Genomic DNA, 17,469 nt, shown 5'->3' on the forward strand with positions numbered 1-17,469 from the left:
GCTTGCTGCGGGGTTCTGTGCCCCGCCCACGCAAGGTTTGAATTCGGGGTCGACTCAGCAGGGGGTCTCGGCGCCTTTGCGCGCATACCACCACCAGGTCACGACGATGCAGCTCAGGTAGAAGCCGACAAACATATAGAACGCCATGGCCGGGCTGCCGGTGTAGGCCATGGACGAGCCAAAGGTCTTGGGAATGAAGAACGCACCGAAGGCGCCCATGGCCGAGCTGAAGCCCAGCACGGCGGCCGATTCCTTGCTCGCGTCCTTGAGGGCTTGCTCACGCACGGCGGCAGGTTTGCCGGCGCTGGCTTTTTCATGCTGGGTACGGAAGATCACCGGGATCATGCGGAAGGTGGAGCCATTGCCGATGCCGGTGGTGATGAACAGCAGCATGAACAGGCCGAGGAAGCCGTAGAAGCTGCCGCCCTCGCCGTTCAGGGGCAAAAAGTGCAGGACGCCGAACACCATCGCGATCATCAGCACGAAGTTCCACAAGGTCACCCGCGCACCGCCCAGCTTGTCGGCCAGCCAGCCGCCCAAAGGGCGCACCAGGGCACCTACCAGCGGGCCGAGGAAGGCAAATTTCAGGGCGTTGACGTCCGGGAACGAGGTCTTGATCAGCATCGGGAAGGCGGCCGAAAAGCCAATGAAGGAACCGAAGGTGGCCAGGTACAACCAGCACATCAGCCAGTTGTGCTTGCGCTTGAAGATCACCGCCTGCTCGCTGAACGAAGCACGGGCGCTGGACAGGTCATTCATGCCGAACCAGGCAAACAGGGTCACGGTGATAATGAACGGTACCCAGATAAACCCGGCGTTCTGCAACCACAACTGGCTGCCGTCTTCCAGGGTTTGCGGCTGGCCGCCGAGCAGGCCGAACACGCCGAAGGTAATCACCAGCGGCACGCAGAACTGCATCACCGACACCCCCAGGTTACCCAGGCCGGCGTTCAGGCCCAGGGCCGTGCCTTGCTGGGACTTGGGGTAGAAGAAGCTGATGTTGGACATGCTTGAAGCGAAGTTGCCGCCGCCGAAGCCGCACAGCAGCGCGATCAGCACAAATACGCTGTAGGAGGTGCTGGGATCTTGCACCGCAAAGCCCATCCACAGTGATGGAATCAGCAGCGACGCGGTGCTCAGGGCCGTCCAGCGGCGGCCACCGAAGATCGGCACCATGAACGAATAGAACACGCGCAACGTGGCGCCAGACAGACCCGGCAACGCCGCCAGCCAGAACAACTGGTCGGTGGTGAAGCTGAAGCCGATGGCATTCAGACGCACAATCACCGTGCTCCACACCATCCACACAGCGAAGGCCAACAGCAGCGCCGGGATCGAGATCCACAGGTTACGGGTTGCGGTCTGTTTGCCGCTGGCACCCCAGAACGCCGGGTCTTCAGGGCGCCAGTCGTGGATCACCGGGCCCGAGTTGGGCTTTTGCGCGATAGTCATGCGGATTCTCCTTGGAGAGGCTGGGCCGCCGCTTTACCAAGCAGCGGTTGCTTGCGGATTTCGCTGAAGTACATCCAGGTCAGGGATACCCAGACCACGCCGTACATCAACATGAAGCAGGAGGAGCGCACGCCGGTGAGGTCCACCAGGGCGCCGAACATGATCGGCAGCACAAAACCACCCAAGCCGCCCGCCAGGCCGACGATGCCGGACACCGCGCCCATGTTTTGCGGGTAGTCATTGGCGATGTACTTGAACACCGAGGCCTTGCCGAAGGCGAAGGCGATGCCCATCACAAACAGCAGGATGGTGAAGACGGTGGCGTTGAGGCCGATGTGGAAATCCAGCGGACCGTTGACGGTCTGCACCTGCAACTGGGTCTGCGGATAGCTGAGCAGGAACAGGCAGATCCAGCTCACCCACAGCACCCACCAGGTCACGCTCTGGGCGCCCCAGCGGTCGGACATCCAGCCGCCCACGGCGCGCAACACCCCGCCCGGCAGGGAAAAGCACGCGGCCAACAGCGCGGCGCTTTGCAGGCTGAAGCCGTATTCCTGCACGTAGTACTTGGTCGCCCACAGCGCCAGGGCCACGTAGCCACCGAACACAATCGAGTAGTACTGGCAGTAGCGCCACACGGCCGGGTCCTTGAGGCACAGCAGTTGTTCGCGCAAGGTGGCGCCGCCGGCACTGCGATGGGCCTTGTTTTCGCTGGTGAGGAACCAGAACAGCAGCGCGGTGATAAACAGGATCGCGCTGAACACCTTCGGCACCAGGTGCCAGGTGCCCAGGGCAATCAGGGCCGGCGCCAGAAACTTGGTGACCGCCGCCCCCGCGTTGCCGGCACCGAACACGCCCATGGCAAAGCCCTGGTTGTCTTTGTCGAACCACTTGGCGACATAGGCGATGCCTACCGAGAACGAGCCACCGGCCAGGCCGACAAACAGCCCCAGCACCAGGAACTGCCAAAAGGCCGTGGCGTAGGTGATCAGGTACAGCGGCAGCACGCAGGTGAGCATCAAGACAAAGAACACGATGCGCCCGCCGAAGCGGTCAGTCAGCAGGCCCAGGGGCAGGCGTACCAGGGAGCCGGTCAAGACCGGGGTGGCCGCCAGCAGGCCGAACTGGGTTTCGTTGAGTTGCAGCAGCTCTTTGATCGGTACGCCGAGCACGGCGAACATCATCCAGACCATAAAGCACACGGTGAAGGCCAGCGTACTCATGCCCAGCACCAGGCCCTGTCTTACACGGGGTTGAGTCACGGTTTGCGCTCCCAGAAGTGATTCCATGAGCGCAGGTTAGGGGTGACGTCCTCCAGGAACTTGACCCAGATCAACGTCCACCTGGGGGCTCTTGGCCTATGCTGGGCCCATCTACCTCTTAAGAGGTAGGCCAAATAACAAGAGAAAGTCTTTATTTATCAATGGATTGATCTCTTGTGCCGGCTTTTTCCCGTGGGAGGGTGCGCCGGCAACTCTTTAGAGGTAGTGCGCCAGGGAATGCAGAATTGAATACTGTTTCCTTTGCCAGGTGCCGCCATGCTGCTGTTCTTGCCCCTTCGATTACGCCGTGATGTTTAACTGGCTGCGCAGCTCCCTGCCCGCGCGCGCCGGTGTCGCGGTGATCCTGATTGCGATCCTGGCCCTGGCCAGTTCCCTGAGCGCCGGGCTGATCGCCTGGTTCAGCCAGGGCGACGGCGCGGCCATCAACACCGCCGGCTCAGTGCGCATGGAGACCTACCACCTGAGCTGGAAACTCGCCGACCACGCCCCCGCCGACGAGATCCAGGCCATCACCCAGAGCCTGCAACGACGCCTGGACAGCCAGTCCTTGAAAGCAGTGCTGGAAGACGGCCCCCACAGCGCCCTGCAACAAAGCTACCGGCAGATCCAGCAACACTGGAACCAAGAGCTGCGCCCGGCCATCGAGCGCGGCGACAGTGTGTTCTTCCGCGAGCGCGCGCCGGCCTTTGTCGAGCAACTGAACCAGTTCGTCAGCCTGTTGCAGCAACAGAGCGAGCACAAACAAGGCTGGCAACAACTGATCCAGGGCCTGGCGCTGTTCAGCACCCTGATCATCCTGCTGCTGGGGCTGTATGAATTGCAGTACGGTGTGGTCACGCCCTTGAAGGAACTGGTGGACGCCACCCGGCGCTTTCGTGAGGGTGACTACACGGCGCGGGTCAATCATCGCTCCCAGGACGAACTGGGGCAGTTGGCCCTGAGCTTCAACACCCTGGCCGAAACCATCGAGCAATCCCATCGCACCCTGGAAAGCCAGGTGCAGCACAAGACCCTCAACCTGCAACAGGCCAACGCCGCCCTGGAATTGCTCTACGAGAGCAGCCGCAGCCTGGCCACGCGCCTGGCCAATGCCGAGGGCCTCGACGAGTTGATCCGCCGCTTTCAGAAACGCCTGCCGGGCCTGCGCCTGTCGCTGTGCCTGCAAGGGCACTTCCTCGCCCCCGCCAAACAGATGCTGGCGCTGCATGGCGAGAACAGCCGCAATGTCTGCGCCATCGGCGATTGCGCCACCTGCGAGCGCCATCACGTCGCCCCGCCCCAGGTGTTCAGCATCAGCAACCAGGGTGCGGAACTGGGCGAACTCAAGGCCCACTTTGTCGACGGCCATACGCCCCAGGCCTGGGAGCAGCAACTGATCCAGGCCCTGGCCAACCTGATTGGCACCTCGCTGTCCCTCAAGCGCCAGCGTGAGCAGGACCACCGTTTATTGCTGCTGGACGAACGCACCATCATCGCCCGCGAACTGCATGACTCCCTGGCCCAGGCCCTGTCCTATATGAAGCTGCAAGTCAGCCGCATGCAGACCCTGCTGCGCCGCGACGAACCCAAGGCCACCCTGGAAACCGTCACCGGCGAACTGCGCGAAGGCCTGAATAACGCCTACCGGCAACTGCGCGAGTTGCTCACCACCTTCCGCCTGCAAATCCACGATGCAGGGCTGGTGCAGGAGCTCAAAGACACCGCCGAGGAATTCTCGCGCCGTGGCGAATTCCAGGTGCACCTGCATGTGGATGCCCTGGCCTTCCAGCTGTCGGCCAGTGAACAGATCCATCTGTTGCAAGTAACCCGCGAAGCGCTGTCCAACTGCCTGCGCCATGCCCACGCCGAAAACGCCTGGCTGCAACTGCGCCAGCATGGCGAAACCGTGAGCCTGAGCATTGAGGACGATGGCCGCGGCTTCAGCGAGCCGGTGGACCAGCGCGAACACCACGGCCTGACCATCATGGACGAACGCGCTCGCAGCCTGCACGGCCAGTTGGATATTTCCCCCCGCGAGCCCCAGGGCACGCGGGTGCACTTGCTGTTTCGCCCGGAGTTTCTCGGGCACTCTCTCCAAGAAGGTAGCTTGTCATGAACACCTCACTGCGCCACCGCATCCTGCTCGTCGACGACCACCCGATGATGCGCCACGGCATGCGCCAGATGCTCGAACTGGAAGATGACCTGCATGTGGTGGGCGAAGCCGGCAATGGCGAGGAGGCCCTGGGCCTGATCGAGTCGCTGCAACCGGACCTGGTGCTGCTGGACAACAACATGCCGCAGATGAACGGCCTGGAAACCCTGCGCCGCCTGCGGGCCATGGCTTATGGCGGCAAGGTCTTGCTGTTTACCGTGTCCGATGCCGAAGACGATATCCGCGATGCCCTGCGCCTGGATGCCAACGGGTATCTGCTCAAGGACATGGAGCCGGAGTTGCTGATCCAGTACATCCGCGATGCCCTGCACGGCGCCCTGGTGATCAGCCCCGGCCTGACCCGCGTGCTGGCCCAGGCCTTGCGCTCGCCCCAGCCCCATACGGCGGTGGAACTGACCGAGCGCGAGCGGCAGGTGTTGAAGACCATTGCCGGGGGCTATAGCAACAAGGTGATCGGGCATAAGCTGGGGATTACCGAAGGCACGGTGAAGGTGCATGTGAAGAACCTGCTGCACAAGCTGGGGTTGCGCTCGCGGGTGGAAGCGGCGGTGTGGGCGATGGAGCATTTGCGTCAGGCTGGGTAGGGTTTGCCCTGTGGGAACGACCCGACAAGCCAGCACCTACAGCTTAGTTGCGTCCTCATCGCCCTTTCACTGTCAACGCCCCCACACTCGCCAGGACAATAACCGTCCCCACCATCACCATCACCGAAGGCCGCTGCGCCAGTATCACCCACCCCATCAGCATCGCCACCGGCGGGATGAGATACAGCGCAATCGCTGCCCGGCTGACCTGGCTATGGGCCAGTACATAAGCCCAAGCCAGGTACGCCAGCGCACTGGGAAAAATGCCCAGCACCAGCACGGCCAGGTTCACCGATATCGAAGCCTGGGCCAGCTCCCCCGGCAACCCCGGCAGATACACCAGCAGCAACGCCGTGCCTGACCAGAGGGTGCAGCACACCATCGTCAGCCCGTCATAACGCTGGGAATAACGCTTTTGCAGGGCGAAATACAGGCTCCAGGACGCCGCCGCCAACAGGATCAACACGCTATGCCCCTCCAGCTCGCCCAAGCCGCGATCCCCCACCGCCACCACCCCGGCACCGAGCAGGCCGCCGAGTACACAGCCCCATTGCCAGGCGCCGAGCCGTTCCCTGAACACGGTGCTGGCCAGCACCGCGCTGAACAGTGGTGTAGATTGCGCCAGGACGCTGGCAGCGCCGGCACTCACACCGCGCTGGCCGTAATTGAGGGCGATGTGGTGCAGGGTCACCGCAAACAACCCCAGCACCGCAAACAAAGGCAAATCCCGGCCCCGGGGCCGTGCAATGCCCTTGCCCCAGGCCACCGCGGCCATCAATACCGACGCAATCAAAAAGCGCAGCAAGGCCAGGTTGTCGGGGGCGTAGGCCTGCAAAGCGATATGGATACCGATAGGCGAATACGCCCAGCAGAGAATGACAAAGACGGTTGCCAGGACAACTTTTGCGCGGGGCATGGGCGTTCTCGGGGACGTGGCAGCACACAGGCACTGCCTGGCAACAGTATGAGAAACCCCAGGCCTCGAAAAAAGTGACTTAAACTGAGCCCACTCTTCACTCCAGGTGAACCATGGAACTGTCCCAACTGCGTATGTTCAAGACGGTCTACGAGCTGGGCAGCATCGCCCGTGCTGCGCAGCAGCTGCATTGCGTGCCGTCCAATATCACCGCGCGCCTCAAGGCCCTGGAGCAGGAACTCGGCGTCGCGCTGTTGGTGCGTGAGGGCCGGGGCCTGCGGGTCAGCCCCGCCGGCGAAGTGTTTATCGAGTACGCGACGAAAATCCTCGACCTGACCGAAGCCTCCCGGCGTGCCGTCGCACTGGGTGGCGCGCCCCAGGGGCATTTGCGTATCGGCGCTATCGAGTCCAGTGCAACCGGGCGCTTGCCGCAGTTGCTGGCGCGCTATCACGCGCTGTACCCCCAGGTGTCGCTGGCGTTGAGCACCGGCACCTGGTCGCAGTTACTCGATGATATCCAGCACCATCGGCTGGACGCGGCAATTGTCGCCGTGGATGTGCAACGCCCCGGGCTGCACAGCACGCGGCTGTATAGCGAAGACCTGATATTGATTGCCCCCACATCGCTGGGCCCGGTGCGCAGTGCCGCAGACCTGCACGGCCTGACCCTGTTTATGTGGCCCACAGGCTGCCCGTATCGCCTGGCCCTGGAACAATGGTTGTCACGCCACGACCAGGTCTGCCCCATTGTCAGCATCGCCAGCTACGGCACGATTATCGGCTGTGTCAGCGCCGGCAGCGGCGCCGCGCTGGTGCCGCGGGGGATCTACGAGCAATACCGCCAGGGTGCCAACTGGCAGGGCCATGAGTTCGCGGAACTGGCGCACATCGACAACCTGTTTTACTGGCATGCCAACGTCGGTTGTCATCCGGCCCGGGATGCGTTTTCGGCACTGTTGCAGGGGCACTGCCTCCACGGGGCTACCTCCAACGAGGCATAGGCCCAGCCACCGCCACGCCCTACCATGGGCGGGAGCGGAGGTACGCCATGTTGACCCATCCATCCATTGTCTTGACCCTGCGTCGGCATCATCTATTCAGCCCGTTGCCGGAGAAGATTTTCCAGGACGTCTGTACCCTGGCCAATCTCAAGCGCCTGCCCGGGCATGCCACCCTGATGCACCAGGGCGACCCTGCCGATCGGTTTTTCCTGCTGATCAGTGGCCAGGTCAAGTTGCACCGGGTCACCGGCGAAGGCCAGGAGCATCTGGTGGAAGTCATCCGCCCTGGCCAGACCTTTGCCGAAGCGCTGTTGTTCAGCCAGGCCAAGGCCTATCCGGTGAGTGCCACGGCGCTCAAGGACAGCGTCTTGGTGAGCATCGAGGGCCATCATTACCGCAAGGCCCTGGAGGACCAGCCACAGATCTGCCTGGCGATCCTCGGCACCATGAGCCTGCACCTGCACCAACGCCTCAAGGACATCGACACCCTGACCCTGGCCAATGCCAGCCGCCGGGTCATCAACTTTCTGATCCAGGAGCGCGATACCGTCAGCGGCGATGTGGTGCTGCAGGTGCCCAAGCGTCTGGTGGCCTCCAAGCTTGGGATTCAGCCGGAGACGTTTTCGCGGATTCTGCACCGGCTGATAGACGCCGGCCTGATCGAGGTGCAACGCCGCACCATCCGCATCCTGTGCGAGGAGCAATTGATGACCTATCAGGCTGGCTGACTTAGAATCGACGCCATTCTTCGCCCGCCTTCCTGACACGAGCGCCGCCCATGAGCTTTGATTTCGACACGATCCACCCTCGCCTCGGCACCGGCAGCACCAAGTGGAGCCGCTACCCCGAAGACGTCTTGCCCATGTGGATTGCCGACATGGACATCGCCGCCCCACCGGCGATCCTCAAGGCCCTGCACGCACGCCTGGACCAGCAGATGCTCGGCTACAGTGTCGCCCGCCCCGAAGTGCGTGAGGCGATCATCAGCGACCTGTGGGACAAGTACGCCTGGCGTGTGCAGCCCGATGAACTGCTGTTCCTGCCGGGCGTGGAGCCGGGTTTCAACATGGCCTTGCACGCCTTTGTCCAGCCCGGCCAGCCGGTGGTGTTGCAGACCCCCAACTACGCACCGCTACGCCATGCGGCGGGCAACTGGAACCTGCCGAAGATCGAAGTGCCGTTTGCCCTGAGCGACCAGGGCGAATACCTGACCCCCCTGCCCGCCTTGCGCCAGGCCTTGAAAGGCGCCGGCGCCTTGCTGCTGAGCAACCCTCACAACCCCCTGGGCAAGGTGTTCGCCCGCGAGGAACTGCTGGCCGTGGCCAACGCCTGTCTGGATACAGGCGCGCTGATCATCTCCGATGAAATCCATGCCGAACTGTGCTTCGACGGGCGCCGGCATATCCCCACCGCTTCGTTGAGCGCAGAGATCGCCCGCCGCACCATTACCCTGATGTCGGCCAGCAAGGCCTACAACGTCGCCGGCCTGAAGACCTGCTTTGCCATTGTCCAGGACCCGGTCATCCGCGAGCGCTTCAACAAGGCGCGCTGCGGCATGGTCGATAGCGTCAGCCCCCTGGGCCTGGAAGCCACCTGGGCGGCCTATAGCCAATGTGGGGAATGGTTGCAGGCGTTGGTGGCGTACCTGCAAGACAACCGCGACTACCTGCTGGAGGCGGTGCAAAAGCGCCTGCCGGGAGTGGTCATGCATGCCCCGCAAGGCACCTACCTGGCCTGGCTGGATTGCAGCGCCCTGGGCCTGGAAGACCCGCAGCGGTTTTTCCTGGAACAGGCCAAGGTAGGGTTGAGTGCGGGTGTGGAATTTGGCGATGACAGCCAGCAGTTCGTGCGCTTGAACTTCGGCTGCCCACGGGCCTTGCTCGAAGAAGGTCTTTCCCGCCTGGAACGCAGCCTGCAAAACCGCTGAACCGCTCTGCCGGAGCCGCCTTGCCGGCTCCGGCAAGGGCTGGGCTCAGAGCTTGGCGATGGACACTTCGGTGGATTTGACGAAGGCAATCACTTCGCTGCCCACCTTCAACTCCAGGTCGCGCACCGAGCGGGTGGTGATCACCGAAGTGACAATCCCCGACGCCGTTTGCACGTCAATCTCGGACACCACTTCGCCCAGCAGGATCTCCTTGATCACGCCCTTGAACTGGTTGCGTACGTTGATCGCTTTGATGGTCATGTGAGGTTTCCTTTTACGGTTGGGTCAATCCGCACGAATGCGCAGGCCCTCAAAATGCGCCATCCACACCAACAACAAAAGGAATAAATAACTATTTATTTATTCCTTTTTGACATATTAAGAATTCTGTAATTGCATACCAAAAATGCCTACGGTTTGAACGTAGATCCCCTGCATGGCCAACGCGGTCTCACCAGCGCAGCCTTGAACTGAATGTTTGAAGCACCGAAATAACACCGGGCCCAATTAGGGCCCGGTGTTATTTCACATTTGAAAGCGATCGGCCAACTCAGCCCATTCAGACAAAGACCCCACCCGACAAGGGCGCATCAGACAGCGTCGCACCTGGCTCGGTCAACGATTTGAACAAGGTATGCCCCTGGAGCAACTTGCCATACCAGGCGTTCAGGCTCTCGACATCGCTCTGCCCGTCCAACGCCTCGACCCACAGCACCAGATCGCCAGCGGCGTCAGCGGTCAGTCTGACGGGGGCAAGCACCGAGAACGGGCTGTTGACCTGCAATAACTGAAGCACCACACCTTGCAGCAATCGCTTGGGCAGCGCGCCCAGGCGCAGGGCGATCAGCCAGCCATGCGGTACTCGCTCCAGTAGCACTTCGGGATCCTCGCCAATGTGCAGACGGCAGGTAGGCTGATCTTCTGGCGGCATTGCCAGATCCCATTGTTCCAACCAGTTTTTCAATGACATTCAAGCTTACTCCGCAATTCGCCAGGCCTTGGCCATTTCGACAGTGGTGGAGCTCGACGGTTTGCTCCAGGGTTTGTTTCGTGCGCCGTAGTTATCGATAAGATCGTCCAGGGCCTGATTGATCTGGGCCGGGCTTATCGCACGCATCAGGCTGTGCTCGACACGATTGAGCAGCGCGACGTTGGAGGCTGGCTGGCCAACGCGATAGAGGGACGGCAGAATCACTTCTTTGCGGATGTTGTCGGCGATCACCGCCACATCACGTCTGCGCATTTCATCGACCGCAGCTTTCAATACCGGCGACTCCACAGGCGTGTTGCGCAAGGCCCCCAACAAGCGCTGATGGTCGGTGTTATCGGTACTGTTCAGCGTATTGGCTACCCATGCCTTGCGTTCCGGGGTCGACGCCAACGTATCGAGGCGCGCCAAAGCCGAATTTATGCCGTCGGACAGTTTCATGTCCTTGGCCGAAAGGATGGCCACTGTGAGTTCGGAAAAAGCCTGCGTCGCCGCCCGCCTAAATTGCACGACATCCGCCGTACGAACCGGCTCTTGCGCCGAAACGCTGGCAAGCATTTCATCGTCCAACGCCAGTAGCGCGCTTTCCATGGTTGCAAACGTGTGGGCCTCACGGGCCTGCAAACGGTTATCGAGGTGGTTGCCGACCTCTTTGTGCAACAGCGATTGCAGTTCGTTCTTGACGCCATCGGGCATTGTGAAATTCAGGGTTCCGCTGAGCATGCCACTGTAGTCCCCCGACTCTGTTTTGAGTGGCACCACGACGGTCTGGTCCTCCAGCACAGCGAGCCCGCGCGCCTGCAATGCCGCTTGTGCGCCCAACGGAGCCCCTACAACCCACTCGAAAACACTGGGGCGGTACTGACTAGGCCCCTTCTGGGGAACTGCGTCCTCAGGAAACTTGAGAATGAGGTTGTCATCTTGACGTAGCGGGCTGTTCGAGAACTGTTGGTTAATCATTTCCGCTACCGGAACGTTGAGCATCACGCCACCGTCCTGGAACTTGGTACGCTCGTTCTCTGCCTGGAACGGATGGTTGGTTTCGCCCATTTGCTTGAACACCAGCGGGAACGAACCGGAGATGTGCGCGGCGCGGGCGATGTCCATGTCGGGAGTCAGGTCGGCATTGAATACCACCAACTGCGGACGGCCTTCATACATTGCCGTGCCGGTGATGTTCAGTTCTTTGATCTGCGGGATCTGCCTGCTGAGCACGGACAGGTCGCTGAAGGTGACTGCGCCGCCCTTTTGCAGTTTTTGCACAATAGCATTGACGGCGGGCTGCCGAGCGACCTCAGGATGGGCCGCAATCTGGTTCAGTACGGACTTGCTGGACTCCGTGCGCAGGACTTTTTCCAGTGGCGCTGCTTCTGACCCCATGCGCGGGAGGATGTTGTACAGCAAGCGCACAATGCTGGCGACCACGCCGTTGTTGCCGAAGGTTATCAACTTGCCTAGGCCAGAGTTAAGATGCTGGAGCTTTTTCATCCAGCCTTTGCCGCTGTCGAGCAGGGAGATCAAGTCCATGCTATCGGACAGGCTCTTGAACGAACCAGCGCTCATCCCGGACGCCAATAATGCCGCTGTGATTGCCCCAGCCGAAGATCCGGAAATGCTCTTGATACCGTCCAACGCTCCTTTATTTTCGAGTGCTGAAATAGCGCCTGGATACGCTGCGCCTTTGGCACCACCGCCACTGAGAACCAGACCGGTCAACGGTGGCCGGGTCAGTTTGACCTCGGTGACACCGTTCTCGAAACTGCGCAGCGTGACCTGCCGCTTCCCCGCGCCTTCGGCGATCAACTGCGACGCGCCTTCGGGTTGCGGTGCCACCAGGGCAGCCCGGCTGATATCCGGCAATTGCGCACTGACGGCTACACCGATGCTGCTCTTGAGTGCCGCCGTCAAACCCTGGCCCACAGGGTCCGTAGACAACCTGGCCTTGGGCGGTGGTTGATCCTTGGGCGGCGTAATTTCCTGCGGCCGGCCGGTAGCGGCAAGTGCGTTGACTGAAGACGGAATTAGCATAAAGGCTCCTGGGGCAAGTCAGTTGTTGACTGGAGCAAATACTAAGGGAATGGGTTTTCCGGCCTTTTCAGTATCAGACGTTTTTTTATCAATTTAGCGTTTCCAGTGATTGCCCTTCAGTTTGTCTGTCGATCGAAGGGGCAGGCGCTCGCGCTTCATGCTGCCACGTTTGCTGCAAGGCGGCTTCCAGTGCCCCCAATTGGCCGCCAACGCTCGCGTCAATGATGCCGATCTCGGTCTCAAGGATGCAGCCACCCTGGTCGAGTCGGGCATCGGCGACGACCTCGACATAGCCCACCTCCGGGAAGTCCTTGAGCACTCGGGAAATCTGCTCGCGCACCTCAAGTACCTGATCCGGATGCACATGCAAAATGACCTGTTTCTGATTACTGACCAGCAACAACGCCTGTTGTGTCACCTGTAACGTCAGCTCGATATTGTCGTAATGCTGAAGGATCTTACGCACGGCTTGCAGCACCACACCGCCCATCTGCTGCTCGACCTCGCGGTAATACTGATGACACTGCAACAGCGTTTCCTGAATCAGCACAGCCTGACGCTTGTTCGCCTCTTCGATGCCGGCCTGCCAGCCCAACGCCTTCTGTTGCTCATAGACATCATGGGCAGCACGCTCGATTTCCTCGGCACGTTTGCGGGCGACTTCAACCAACTCGCCTGCCGTCAGATAGTCTTGATAGTCAGCACTGCGCAGCAGAACCTGATCCGGTGCGAGGCGAACTTCAGATGCTTTTATTTCAATAAATGGAAGCATTGCGGGCTCACTTGTCGGGCGATTTTCAGACACAACGCCTGGGCCAATGGACGCTGGCTGTTACTGACATGCCAACGCTGAGGGGGCACCAATAACTGGGATTTTCCAGGCGCCAGGCGTAAAGCCAGGCGCCTGGAAAATCCCGATGATGCGTCATCACAGGCCAGCAGCCAGAACTCCAGCGCGCGCTGGCGCAGGCAATCAACCAGTTCTCCTGCTGGTAACGGTTGCTGCCAGCCTTGCGGCCAGGCGCCAATAATCAGTTCCAGTTGTTCCAGACAGTAACGATGCCCGGCTTCGCCAATCGCAGCGTGAACCCGCCGCAGGCTTTGCGCGTCCAGCACTTGCCGAATCGCGTGACCATGCAGCAGTGCGCCCAGATAACCGAGAGTCTTTTCCAGCGCGGCCTGCTCAAAAAACGCGAGACCGCCGAGCATGGGTGGCAATTCATACTCGATGCCCAGCGCAAACTCATTGAGCAGCCATGCATTGATCCCCCTGTGCCGGCGCCAGTGGTCCAGGGTTTCGGTCAGGCCCGCCAGCGAAGATGGGAGGCGTGCAGGGTGAATGTAACGGGCCGGGCAAAACCGTAGCTGGTAGGGCGTCAACAGCAACGTCATCACGAAAGCCTGCTGCGCTGCCACACATATTGCCCGAGGTTGCTGACCAACAGCAGTGCCACCATTAGCCCGAACAGCCCCAGCAACCGGCTGCGCGATTCTTCAGTCACCTGAATCGAGAAGACTGTTTCATAACGTGGGGCGAGCGGAACTTGCCGCACATCGGCCGAAGGCACCAGCACGACGCTGATGCGGTCGTAACTCAAGCCTTCGATGCCGTTGTTCACCAATTGCTTGATCTGCGGAATGTAGGCGTCGAGCTGAATATCCGCCGCATGCTTGATAAATACCGACGCCGAGGCAGGCGACGATTTTTTACCCAGGCCATCGCGGTCTTCAGGCAGCACTACATGCACCCGAGCGACCAGTACACCATCGATTTCAGAAAGGGTTCGGGAAATTTCCTGGGCCTTGGCGTAGTTAAGCCGCGCTCGCTCCTCGACCGGCGAGGAGATCAATCCCTCCTTGGGGAAAACATCCTTGAGCGTGGAAAAACTCTCGCGCGGATAGCCCTTGCGCTTGAGTGCATCAATCGCCTCAGCGATATCGGACTCCTCGACCAGCAACTTGACCTTGCCGTCCTTGTCGGGCTGCTTGGCTGCCCAGATTCCTTCGGTGCGCAGCAACGCCAGCATTTCGTTGCCTTCTTTCTGGCTGATACCGGCATAGAGTTCGACTTTGCAAGCGGTGAGCAGTAACACGGCCAGCACCATCAGAATTCGATTGAGTCTCTTCACACAGCACCTTATTGGGTTTTCATCAGCGTTTCGACGTTCTGACTCATGCGCCCTACCGTCTTGGCTATCAGTTCCTCCTGCATGCTGATACGCATCAGCGACCACTGCATTTGCATAAGGCTGCCCGGGTCGTCGCCTGGCGTCGAAAGCTCGACCTCAAGTTCATGCTTGGCCTGGGAAAAACGTTCCTTGAGCTGCCCGATTTCGTTGAGCAAATTACCTCCCAGGCTCTCACCGCCCTTGCCCATCTCCCGTTCAAAATCGGTGACTTGCCCGGCATTGGCCTGGGGTGCCTTGAGATCATCGAGATTGGCGACAGTGACCTGACTTATCTGACTAACGTCCATCACGACTCCAAATCGGGTGAGTGGGTGAAGCTCATCATGTTTTTGATCATTGCGTTCACAGGGATCAGGATCTGCAACTCGCGGCGCACAATCGCCTGCAGGTAGTCACTGCCCTCGACGCCCTTGACCTCACTCAGTACGTTGAGCAACAGGGTTTCTTGTTGCTTGCCGAACGGTGCCTGCTCCTTGAGCATGTCCTTGAGTGCCAGACGATCCTGTTCAAGCCCCAGTTGTTGTTGCCCAAAGCGCACGAGCAAGCGATCCGACAGGCCCTGCATCAGCCAGTTGAGCAGTTCACCACGACGCCCTTCGGCCGATTCCGGCAGATCCTGGCGATACCACTTCCACACGGCGTCACGCTGCTGCCGGGCATCCATACCTGTCAGTGCCGTTGTCAGATCCGCACCGTGCAACCAGAGTTGCAAGGGGCCGTCAATCGAGACAGGCCTCGGCGACACCGCAGCCGGTTTCATTGCCGCGTCAAATGCTTGTGCCTGACCGGGCTCGGCGGGTAACGCAGGTCGAGTGTCCCGTGCCTCATGAGGCGGCAGTTGCCCGGGCGCCGAGTCGATCCGGTTCATCCCCCCTCCGGGTCACGCATGCCTTGGGCAAACTGCTGCAGCCGCGGGTCTTCGCTCGCCGCCAGCTCGGCCAGGCGCCGATCCAACGCGGTGCCCAAGCCCAGCCGCCATTCACATAACGCCAGCCAGGGCGCAAGTGCCGGCCACGGCTTGCCCTCGCCCAGCACCAGCGCCTGCTGGTAATGTCCCTGGTTCATCAGGCTGGATAGACGGATAAGGCACGCGGCCTCCTCCTGCCCCTCGACCTGTTCAAGCCAGTTGGCAATGTGCTGTGCTTCTTCGTGGCAGTGATGACCGCTACCGGCCAGGGCTAGTTCTGCCATCAGCCCTTTCAATGAACTGTCCATCATCAGATTTTCTGCAGGATGCCTTGCATCAGGTCTCTCATCGAACGGGTGACGGTTGAGTTGATGTTGTAGATCACCGACCATTTGTTGAGTTTGTGTTGCAACTCGGCCAGCAGCGCCGGGTTATCCGCAGAGTCCTTGAGAGCGGCAATCGCATCACCGACCTCCTTGTTGGCGTTGTTGGCCTGGTCCTTGAGGTTTTCCGCGACTTTGTCGAGCGTGTTGACGCTACTGTCATTGGTAAAGATCGATGCCATCATGAAGCTCCCTTGAGGGTGTTGAGAAGGCTGATGGCGGCCTCGACTGCCTGAGCTTCCATCTGCCATTGCCGATACTGTTGAGGATCACTGCCGCCGATCAAACGACGTTTGACGCAGGCCCTGGCCTGTTGCAGTTGCGCGTGTATCTGCTGTTCAAAGTCCGTGTCAGCGGCGCACAGACGCTCCTCCAAAACCGTCATCATTGAGCGGTTCCCCCTTTAGATTGATGATGAATTGTTGTTTGCCACGGCTGACGATCACGGTGTCGACATTGATCGCCAGCACCCTCACGCCTTGCGCAGTAGAGGCATTGACCGGGTATTTCTGACCATCGCTCAGCACCACATACGGCACTTTGCCGAAGGACACCGAACGCACCACGAACTCCAGATCATCGGTGCTGCCACGTTTGTTACGACTCACCAGGTCCAGGGCCGGACGTGCGCCGAACTCCTGGCGAAAATCACGCTGCAACGTGTAGAACGCGCTGAGTTGAGGCTCATCAAGTTGCCCGCGCACTTCAATTCGCTCACCTTTGTCCTGATAAGCCAGCACCGCGTCGAGACCCGAGTCGGCAAGCATCTGATCGAGCCGCTTGAGGTGCGATCCGGCAAGCCGCACACGGTTTTCCACTCCCAGCAAGCCAGGTACATCGACCTTGAGCAAACTGTCGATTTGCAGCCAATGCTCATCCTCAAGCGCCAGTTCACCGGTGAGGCGAATCCAGCCGGGTTGGTCCCCATTGGCCGTGCGTACCTGGCGATAACCGAATTTCTGCAAGATGAACTCCACCCCCTGGCGAATCTCTTCCAGGGTGCGTACGTCGAGCCGGTACGTCAGGCCGCTACGTTCCAGGTACTGCTGCAATGCCAGCCGCGTGCGGTTGTCTTCCAGATAACCGGTGAGCGCAATACTGCCATTGCCCTGAGGCTCACCGAGTTGCACAAACTGATACTGGCGATCACGTAAAAAACTGCGCAAGGCCACGACCGGGTCCTCGCTGGCCATCCCAGCGTTGCCAGACGACCAGGGGGCGCCAAGCAAAGCAATGAGACCTGCCAGCAACAGTGCACTGATACCAAGCAGCAATCGCCCACCCCAACGCACTCGCGGCTGCGCCAGGCGCCGTTCGTGAGGGTTGGCAGCCAGAGGCAGCTGTTCGCAGAACTGCCGCTCCTGAGCACAATAGGCCCACAGCAGCGGCCCACAAGCCTGGCGGACCAGTGCCTGCAACGCGCTGCCACCCGCCAGCGGCTGCCCCTCCTGAAGTGGCTGATGACCTTCGGCCCACTCCAACAGGCGTACACCTTGCGGGTCGACATCGAGCACCAAGTGGATCGCAGCAATACCTTCATCGACCAGCACCAGATCGGCTTGCAGCGGATCGGAACCGATCACTACCCGCCCTTCAGCCAGCGGTACTTCAACCCCTTGATTGAGGCCGCTATAGAAACGAATTTTCCAACCCATG

At 60.6% G+C, this 17,469-nt stretch carries 20 protein-coding genes; 5 read left to right on the forward strand and 15 right to left on the reverse strand.

The genetic code is table 11. The features are described from left to right. Positions 1 to 54: 54 nt before the first annotated feature. Both BLL38_RS14860 and BLL38_RS14865 read right to left on the reverse strand, forming a co-directional pair. A complete protein-coding gene (locus BLL38_RS14860) occupies positions 55 to 1,452 on the reverse strand; it encodes a NarK family nitrate/nitrite MFS transporter (protein WP_076963225.1) in 1,398 nt (465 codons plus the stop codon). Beyond that, on the reverse strand, positions 1,449 to 2,714 hold the full coding sequence (locus BLL38_RS14865; protein WP_076963313.1) for an MFS transporter: 1,266 nt from the start codon (positions 2,712 to 2,714) through the stop codon (positions 1,449 to 1,451). The genes BLL38_RS14860 and BLL38_RS14865 overlap by 4 nt, the downstream gene beginning before the upstream one ends. Before the next feature lie 310 nt (positions 2,715 to 3,024). Between BLL38_RS14865 and BLL38_RS14870 the strand changes: the two genes are divergently transcribed. Both BLL38_RS14870 and narL read left to right on the forward strand, forming a co-directional pair. Then, positions 3,025 to 4,830, forward strand: coding sequence for a HAMP domain-containing protein (locus tag BLL38_RS14870; protein WP_076963226.1), 1,806 nt, complete (start codon positions 3,025 to 3,027; stop codon positions 4,828 to 4,830). Further along, positions 4,827 to 5,474 (forward strand): two-component system response regulator NarL, encoded by a 648-nt coding sequence (gene narL / locus BLL38_RS14875; RefSeq protein ID WP_076963227.1) that lies wholly within the window; start codon positions 4,827 to 4,829, stop codon positions 5,472 to 5,474. The genes BLL38_RS14870 and narL overlap by 4 nt, the downstream gene beginning before the upstream one ends. A 55-nt stretch (positions 5,475 to 5,529) precedes the next feature. Here the strand turns inward: narL and BLL38_RS14880 are convergent, their stop codons facing one another. Beyond that, positions 5,530 to 6,390 (reverse strand): DMT family transporter, encoded by an 861-nt coding sequence (locus tag BLL38_RS14880; protein ID WP_076963228.1) that lies wholly within the window; start codon positions 6,388 to 6,390, stop codon positions 5,530 to 5,532. Positions 6,391 to 6,503: 113 nt separating this feature from the next. Here BLL38_RS14880 and BLL38_RS14885 point away from each other — a divergent pair, with 113 nt between their 5' ends. The 3 genes from BLL38_RS14885 to BLL38_RS14895 are packed head-to-tail and all read left to right on the forward strand — an operon-like array spanning position 6,504 to position 9,318. Next, positions 6,504 to 7,391 (forward strand): LysR family transcriptional regulator, encoded by an 888-nt coding sequence (locus BLL38_RS14885; protein WP_076963229.1) that lies wholly within the window; start codon positions 6,504 to 6,506, stop codon positions 7,389 to 7,391. 47 nt (positions 7,392 to 7,438) lie between these two features. After that, complete coding sequence (locus tag BLL38_RS14890) at positions 7,439 to 8,119, forward strand: Crp/Fnr family transcriptional regulator (RefSeq protein ID WP_076963230.1); 681 nt, start codon at positions 7,439 to 7,441, stop codon at positions 8,117 to 8,119. A gap of 50 nt (positions 8,120 to 8,169) precedes the next feature. After that, a complete protein-coding gene (locus BLL38_RS14895) occupies positions 8,170 to 9,318 on the forward strand; it encodes a MalY/PatB family protein (RefSeq protein WP_076963231.1) in 1,149 nt (382 codons plus the stop codon). A gap of 45 nt (positions 9,319 to 9,363) precedes the next feature. On the opposite strand, the gene BLL38_RS14900 is transcribed toward BLL38_RS14895, so the two are convergent. From BLL38_RS14900 to sctD, 12 genes are all read right to left on the reverse strand, one after another. After that, complete coding sequence (locus BLL38_RS14900; RefSeq protein ID WP_003173733.1) at positions 9,364 to 9,579, reverse strand: TOBE domain-containing protein; 216 nt, start codon at positions 9,577 to 9,579, stop codon at positions 9,364 to 9,366. Between the two features lie 298 nt (positions 9,580 to 9,877). Next, positions 9,878 to 10,288, reverse strand: a complete 411-nt coding sequence (locus BLL38_RS14905; RefSeq protein ID WP_076963232.1) for a CesT family type III secretion system chaperone — start codon at positions 10,286 to 10,288, stop codon at positions 9,878 to 9,880. A gap of 6 nt (positions 10,289 to 10,294) precedes the next feature. Beyond that, positions 10,295 to 12,214 (reverse strand): patatin-like phospholipase family protein, encoded by a 1,920-nt coding sequence (locus tag BLL38_RS14910; RefSeq protein ID WP_278045912.1) that lies wholly within the window; start codon positions 12,212 to 12,214, stop codon positions 10,295 to 10,297. A 208-nt stretch (positions 12,215 to 12,422) separates the two neighbouring features. After that, a complete protein-coding gene (locus tag BLL38_RS14915) occupies positions 12,423 to 13,106 on the reverse strand; it encodes an HrpE/YscL family type III secretion apparatus protein (protein ID WP_076963233.1) in 684 nt (227 codons plus the stop codon). Beyond that, positions 13,085 to 13,726 (reverse strand): Yop proteins translocation protein K, encoded by a 642-nt coding sequence (locus BLL38_RS14920; protein ID WP_076963234.1) that lies wholly within the window; start codon positions 13,724 to 13,726, stop codon positions 13,085 to 13,087. The genes BLL38_RS14915 and BLL38_RS14920 overlap by 22 nt, the downstream gene beginning before the upstream one ends. Further along, positions 13,726 to 14,475: a type III secretion system inner membrane ring lipoprotein SctJ gene (sctJ, locus tag BLL38_RS14925; RefSeq protein ID WP_090413028.1), complete on the reverse strand. Its 750-nt coding sequence runs from the start codon at positions 14,473 to 14,475 to the stop codon at positions 13,726 to 13,728. The genes BLL38_RS14920 and sctJ overlap by 1 nt, the downstream gene beginning before the upstream one ends. Further along, positions 14,472 to 14,810: a type III secretion system inner rod subunit SctI gene (gene sctI / locus BLL38_RS14930; RefSeq protein ID WP_076963235.1), complete on the reverse strand. Its 339-nt coding sequence runs from the start codon at positions 14,808 to 14,810 to the stop codon at positions 14,472 to 14,474. The genes sctJ and sctI overlap by 4 nt, the downstream gene beginning before the upstream one ends. Continuing rightward, complete coding sequence (locus BLL38_RS14935) at positions 14,810 to 15,391, reverse strand: YopR/YscH family type III secretion effector (RefSeq protein WP_083743066.1); 582 nt, start codon at positions 15,389 to 15,391, stop codon at positions 14,810 to 14,812. Before BLL38_RS14935 ends, sctI begins: the two co-directional genes overlap by 1 nt. Continuing rightward, positions 15,388 to 15,741: a YscG family type III secretion system chaperone gene (locus tag BLL38_RS14940; protein WP_076963237.1), complete on the reverse strand. Its 354-nt coding sequence runs from the start codon at positions 15,739 to 15,741 to the stop codon at positions 15,388 to 15,390. The genes BLL38_RS14935 and BLL38_RS14940 overlap by 4 nt, the downstream gene beginning before the upstream one ends. Continuing rightward, the gene (gene sctF / locus BLL38_RS14945) at positions 15,741 to 15,995 is read right to left on the reverse strand and encodes a type III secretion system needle filament subunit SctF (protein WP_076963238.1); all 255 of its coding nucleotides are present in this window, start codon (positions 15,993 to 15,995) and stop codon (positions 15,741 to 15,743) included. Before sctF ends, BLL38_RS14940 begins: the two co-directional genes overlap by 1 nt. After that, positions 15,995 to 16,201 carry an EscE/YscE/SsaE family type III secretion system needle protein co-chaperone gene (locus tag BLL38_RS14950; protein ID WP_076963239.1) on the reverse strand — a complete coding sequence of 69 codons (207 nt, stop codon included), beginning with the start codon at positions 16,199 to 16,201 and terminating at the stop codon, positions 15,995 to 15,997. The genes sctF and BLL38_RS14950 overlap by 1 nt, the downstream gene beginning before the upstream one ends. Then, positions 16,164 to 17,468, reverse strand: a complete 1,305-nt coding sequence (gene sctD / locus BLL38_RS14955) for a type III secretion system inner membrane ring subunit SctD (protein WP_076963240.1) — start codon at positions 17,466 to 17,468, stop codon at positions 16,164 to 16,166. Before sctD ends, BLL38_RS14950 begins: the two co-directional genes overlap by 38 nt. Position 17,469: the final 1 nt, after the last annotated feature.

The organism is Pseudomonas gessardii (assembly GCF_001983165.1).
GTDB lineage: Bacteria > Pseudomonadota > Gammaproteobacteria > Pseudomonadales > Pseudomonadaceae > Aquipseudomonas > Aquipseudomonas gessardii.

What these genes read in the sequence shown, in the direction of transcription:
- BLL38_RS14860 (WP_076963225.1), bottom strand. Translation starts at nt 1,452, where the DNA reads ATGACTATCGCGCAAAAGCCCAACTCGGGCCCGGTGATCCACGACTGG.
- BLL38_RS14870 (WP_076963226.1), top strand. Translation starts at nt 3,025, where the DNA reads ATGTTTAACTGGCTGCGCAGCTCCCTGCCCGCGCGCGCCGGTGTCGCG.
- narL (WP_076963227.1), top strand. Translation starts at nt 4,827, where the DNA reads ATGAACACCTCACTGCGCCACCGCATCCTGCTCGTCGACGACCACCCG.
- BLL38_RS14880 (WP_076963228.1), bottom strand. Translation starts at nt 6,390, where the DNA reads ATGCCCCGCGCAAAAGTTGTCCTGGCAACCGTCTTTGTCATTCTCTGC.
- BLL38_RS14885 (WP_076963229.1), top strand. Translation starts at nt 6,504, where the DNA reads ATGGAACTGTCCCAACTGCGTATGTTCAAGACGGTCTACGAGCTGGGC.
- BLL38_RS14890 (WP_076963230.1), top strand. Translation starts at nt 7,439, where the DNA reads ATGTTGACCCATCCATCCATTGTCTTGACCCTGCGTCGGCATCATCTA.
- BLL38_RS14895 (WP_076963231.1), top strand. Translation starts at nt 8,170, where the DNA reads ATGAGCTTTGATTTCGACACGATCCACCCTCGCCTCGGCACCGGCAGC.
- BLL38_RS14900 (WP_003173733.1), bottom strand. Translation starts at nt 9,579, where the DNA reads ATGACCATCAAAGCGATCAACGTACGCAACCAGTTCAAGGGCGTGATC.
- BLL38_RS14905 (WP_076963232.1), bottom strand. Translation starts at nt 10,288, where the DNA reads ATGTCATTGAAAAACTGGTTGGAACAATGGGATCTGGCAATGCCGCCA.
- BLL38_RS14915 (WP_076963233.1), bottom strand. Translation starts at nt 13,106, where the DNA reads ATGCTTCCATTTATTGAAATAAAAGCATCTGAAGTTCGCCTCGCACCG.
- BLL38_RS14920 (WP_076963234.1), bottom strand. Translation starts at nt 13,726, where the DNA reads ATGACGTTGCTGTTGACGCCCTACCAGCTACGGTTTTGCCCGGCCCGT.
- sctI (WP_076963235.1), bottom strand. Translation starts at nt 14,810, where the DNA reads ATGGACGTTAGTCAGATAAGTCAGGTCACTGTCGCCAATCTCGATGAT.
- BLL38_RS14935 (WP_083743066.1), bottom strand. Translation starts at nt 15,391, where the DNA reads ATGAACCGGATCGACTCGGCGCCCGGGCAACTGCCGCCTCATGAGGCA.
- BLL38_RS14940 (WP_076963237.1), bottom strand. Translation starts at nt 15,741, where the DNA reads ATGATGGACAGTTCATTGAAAGGGCTGATGGCAGAACTAGCCCTGGCC.
- sctF (WP_076963238.1), bottom strand. Translation starts at nt 15,995, where the DNA reads ATGGCATCGATCTTTACCAATGACAGTAGCGTCAACACGCTCGACAAA.
- BLL38_RS14950 (WP_076963239.1), bottom strand. Translation starts at nt 16,201, where the DNA reads ATGATGACGGTTTTGGAGGAGCGTCTGTGCGCCGCTGACACGGACTTT.
- sctD (WP_076963240.1), bottom strand. Translation starts at nt 17,468, where the DNA reads ATGGGTTGGAAAATTCGTTTCTATAGCGGCCTCAATCAAGGGGTTGAA.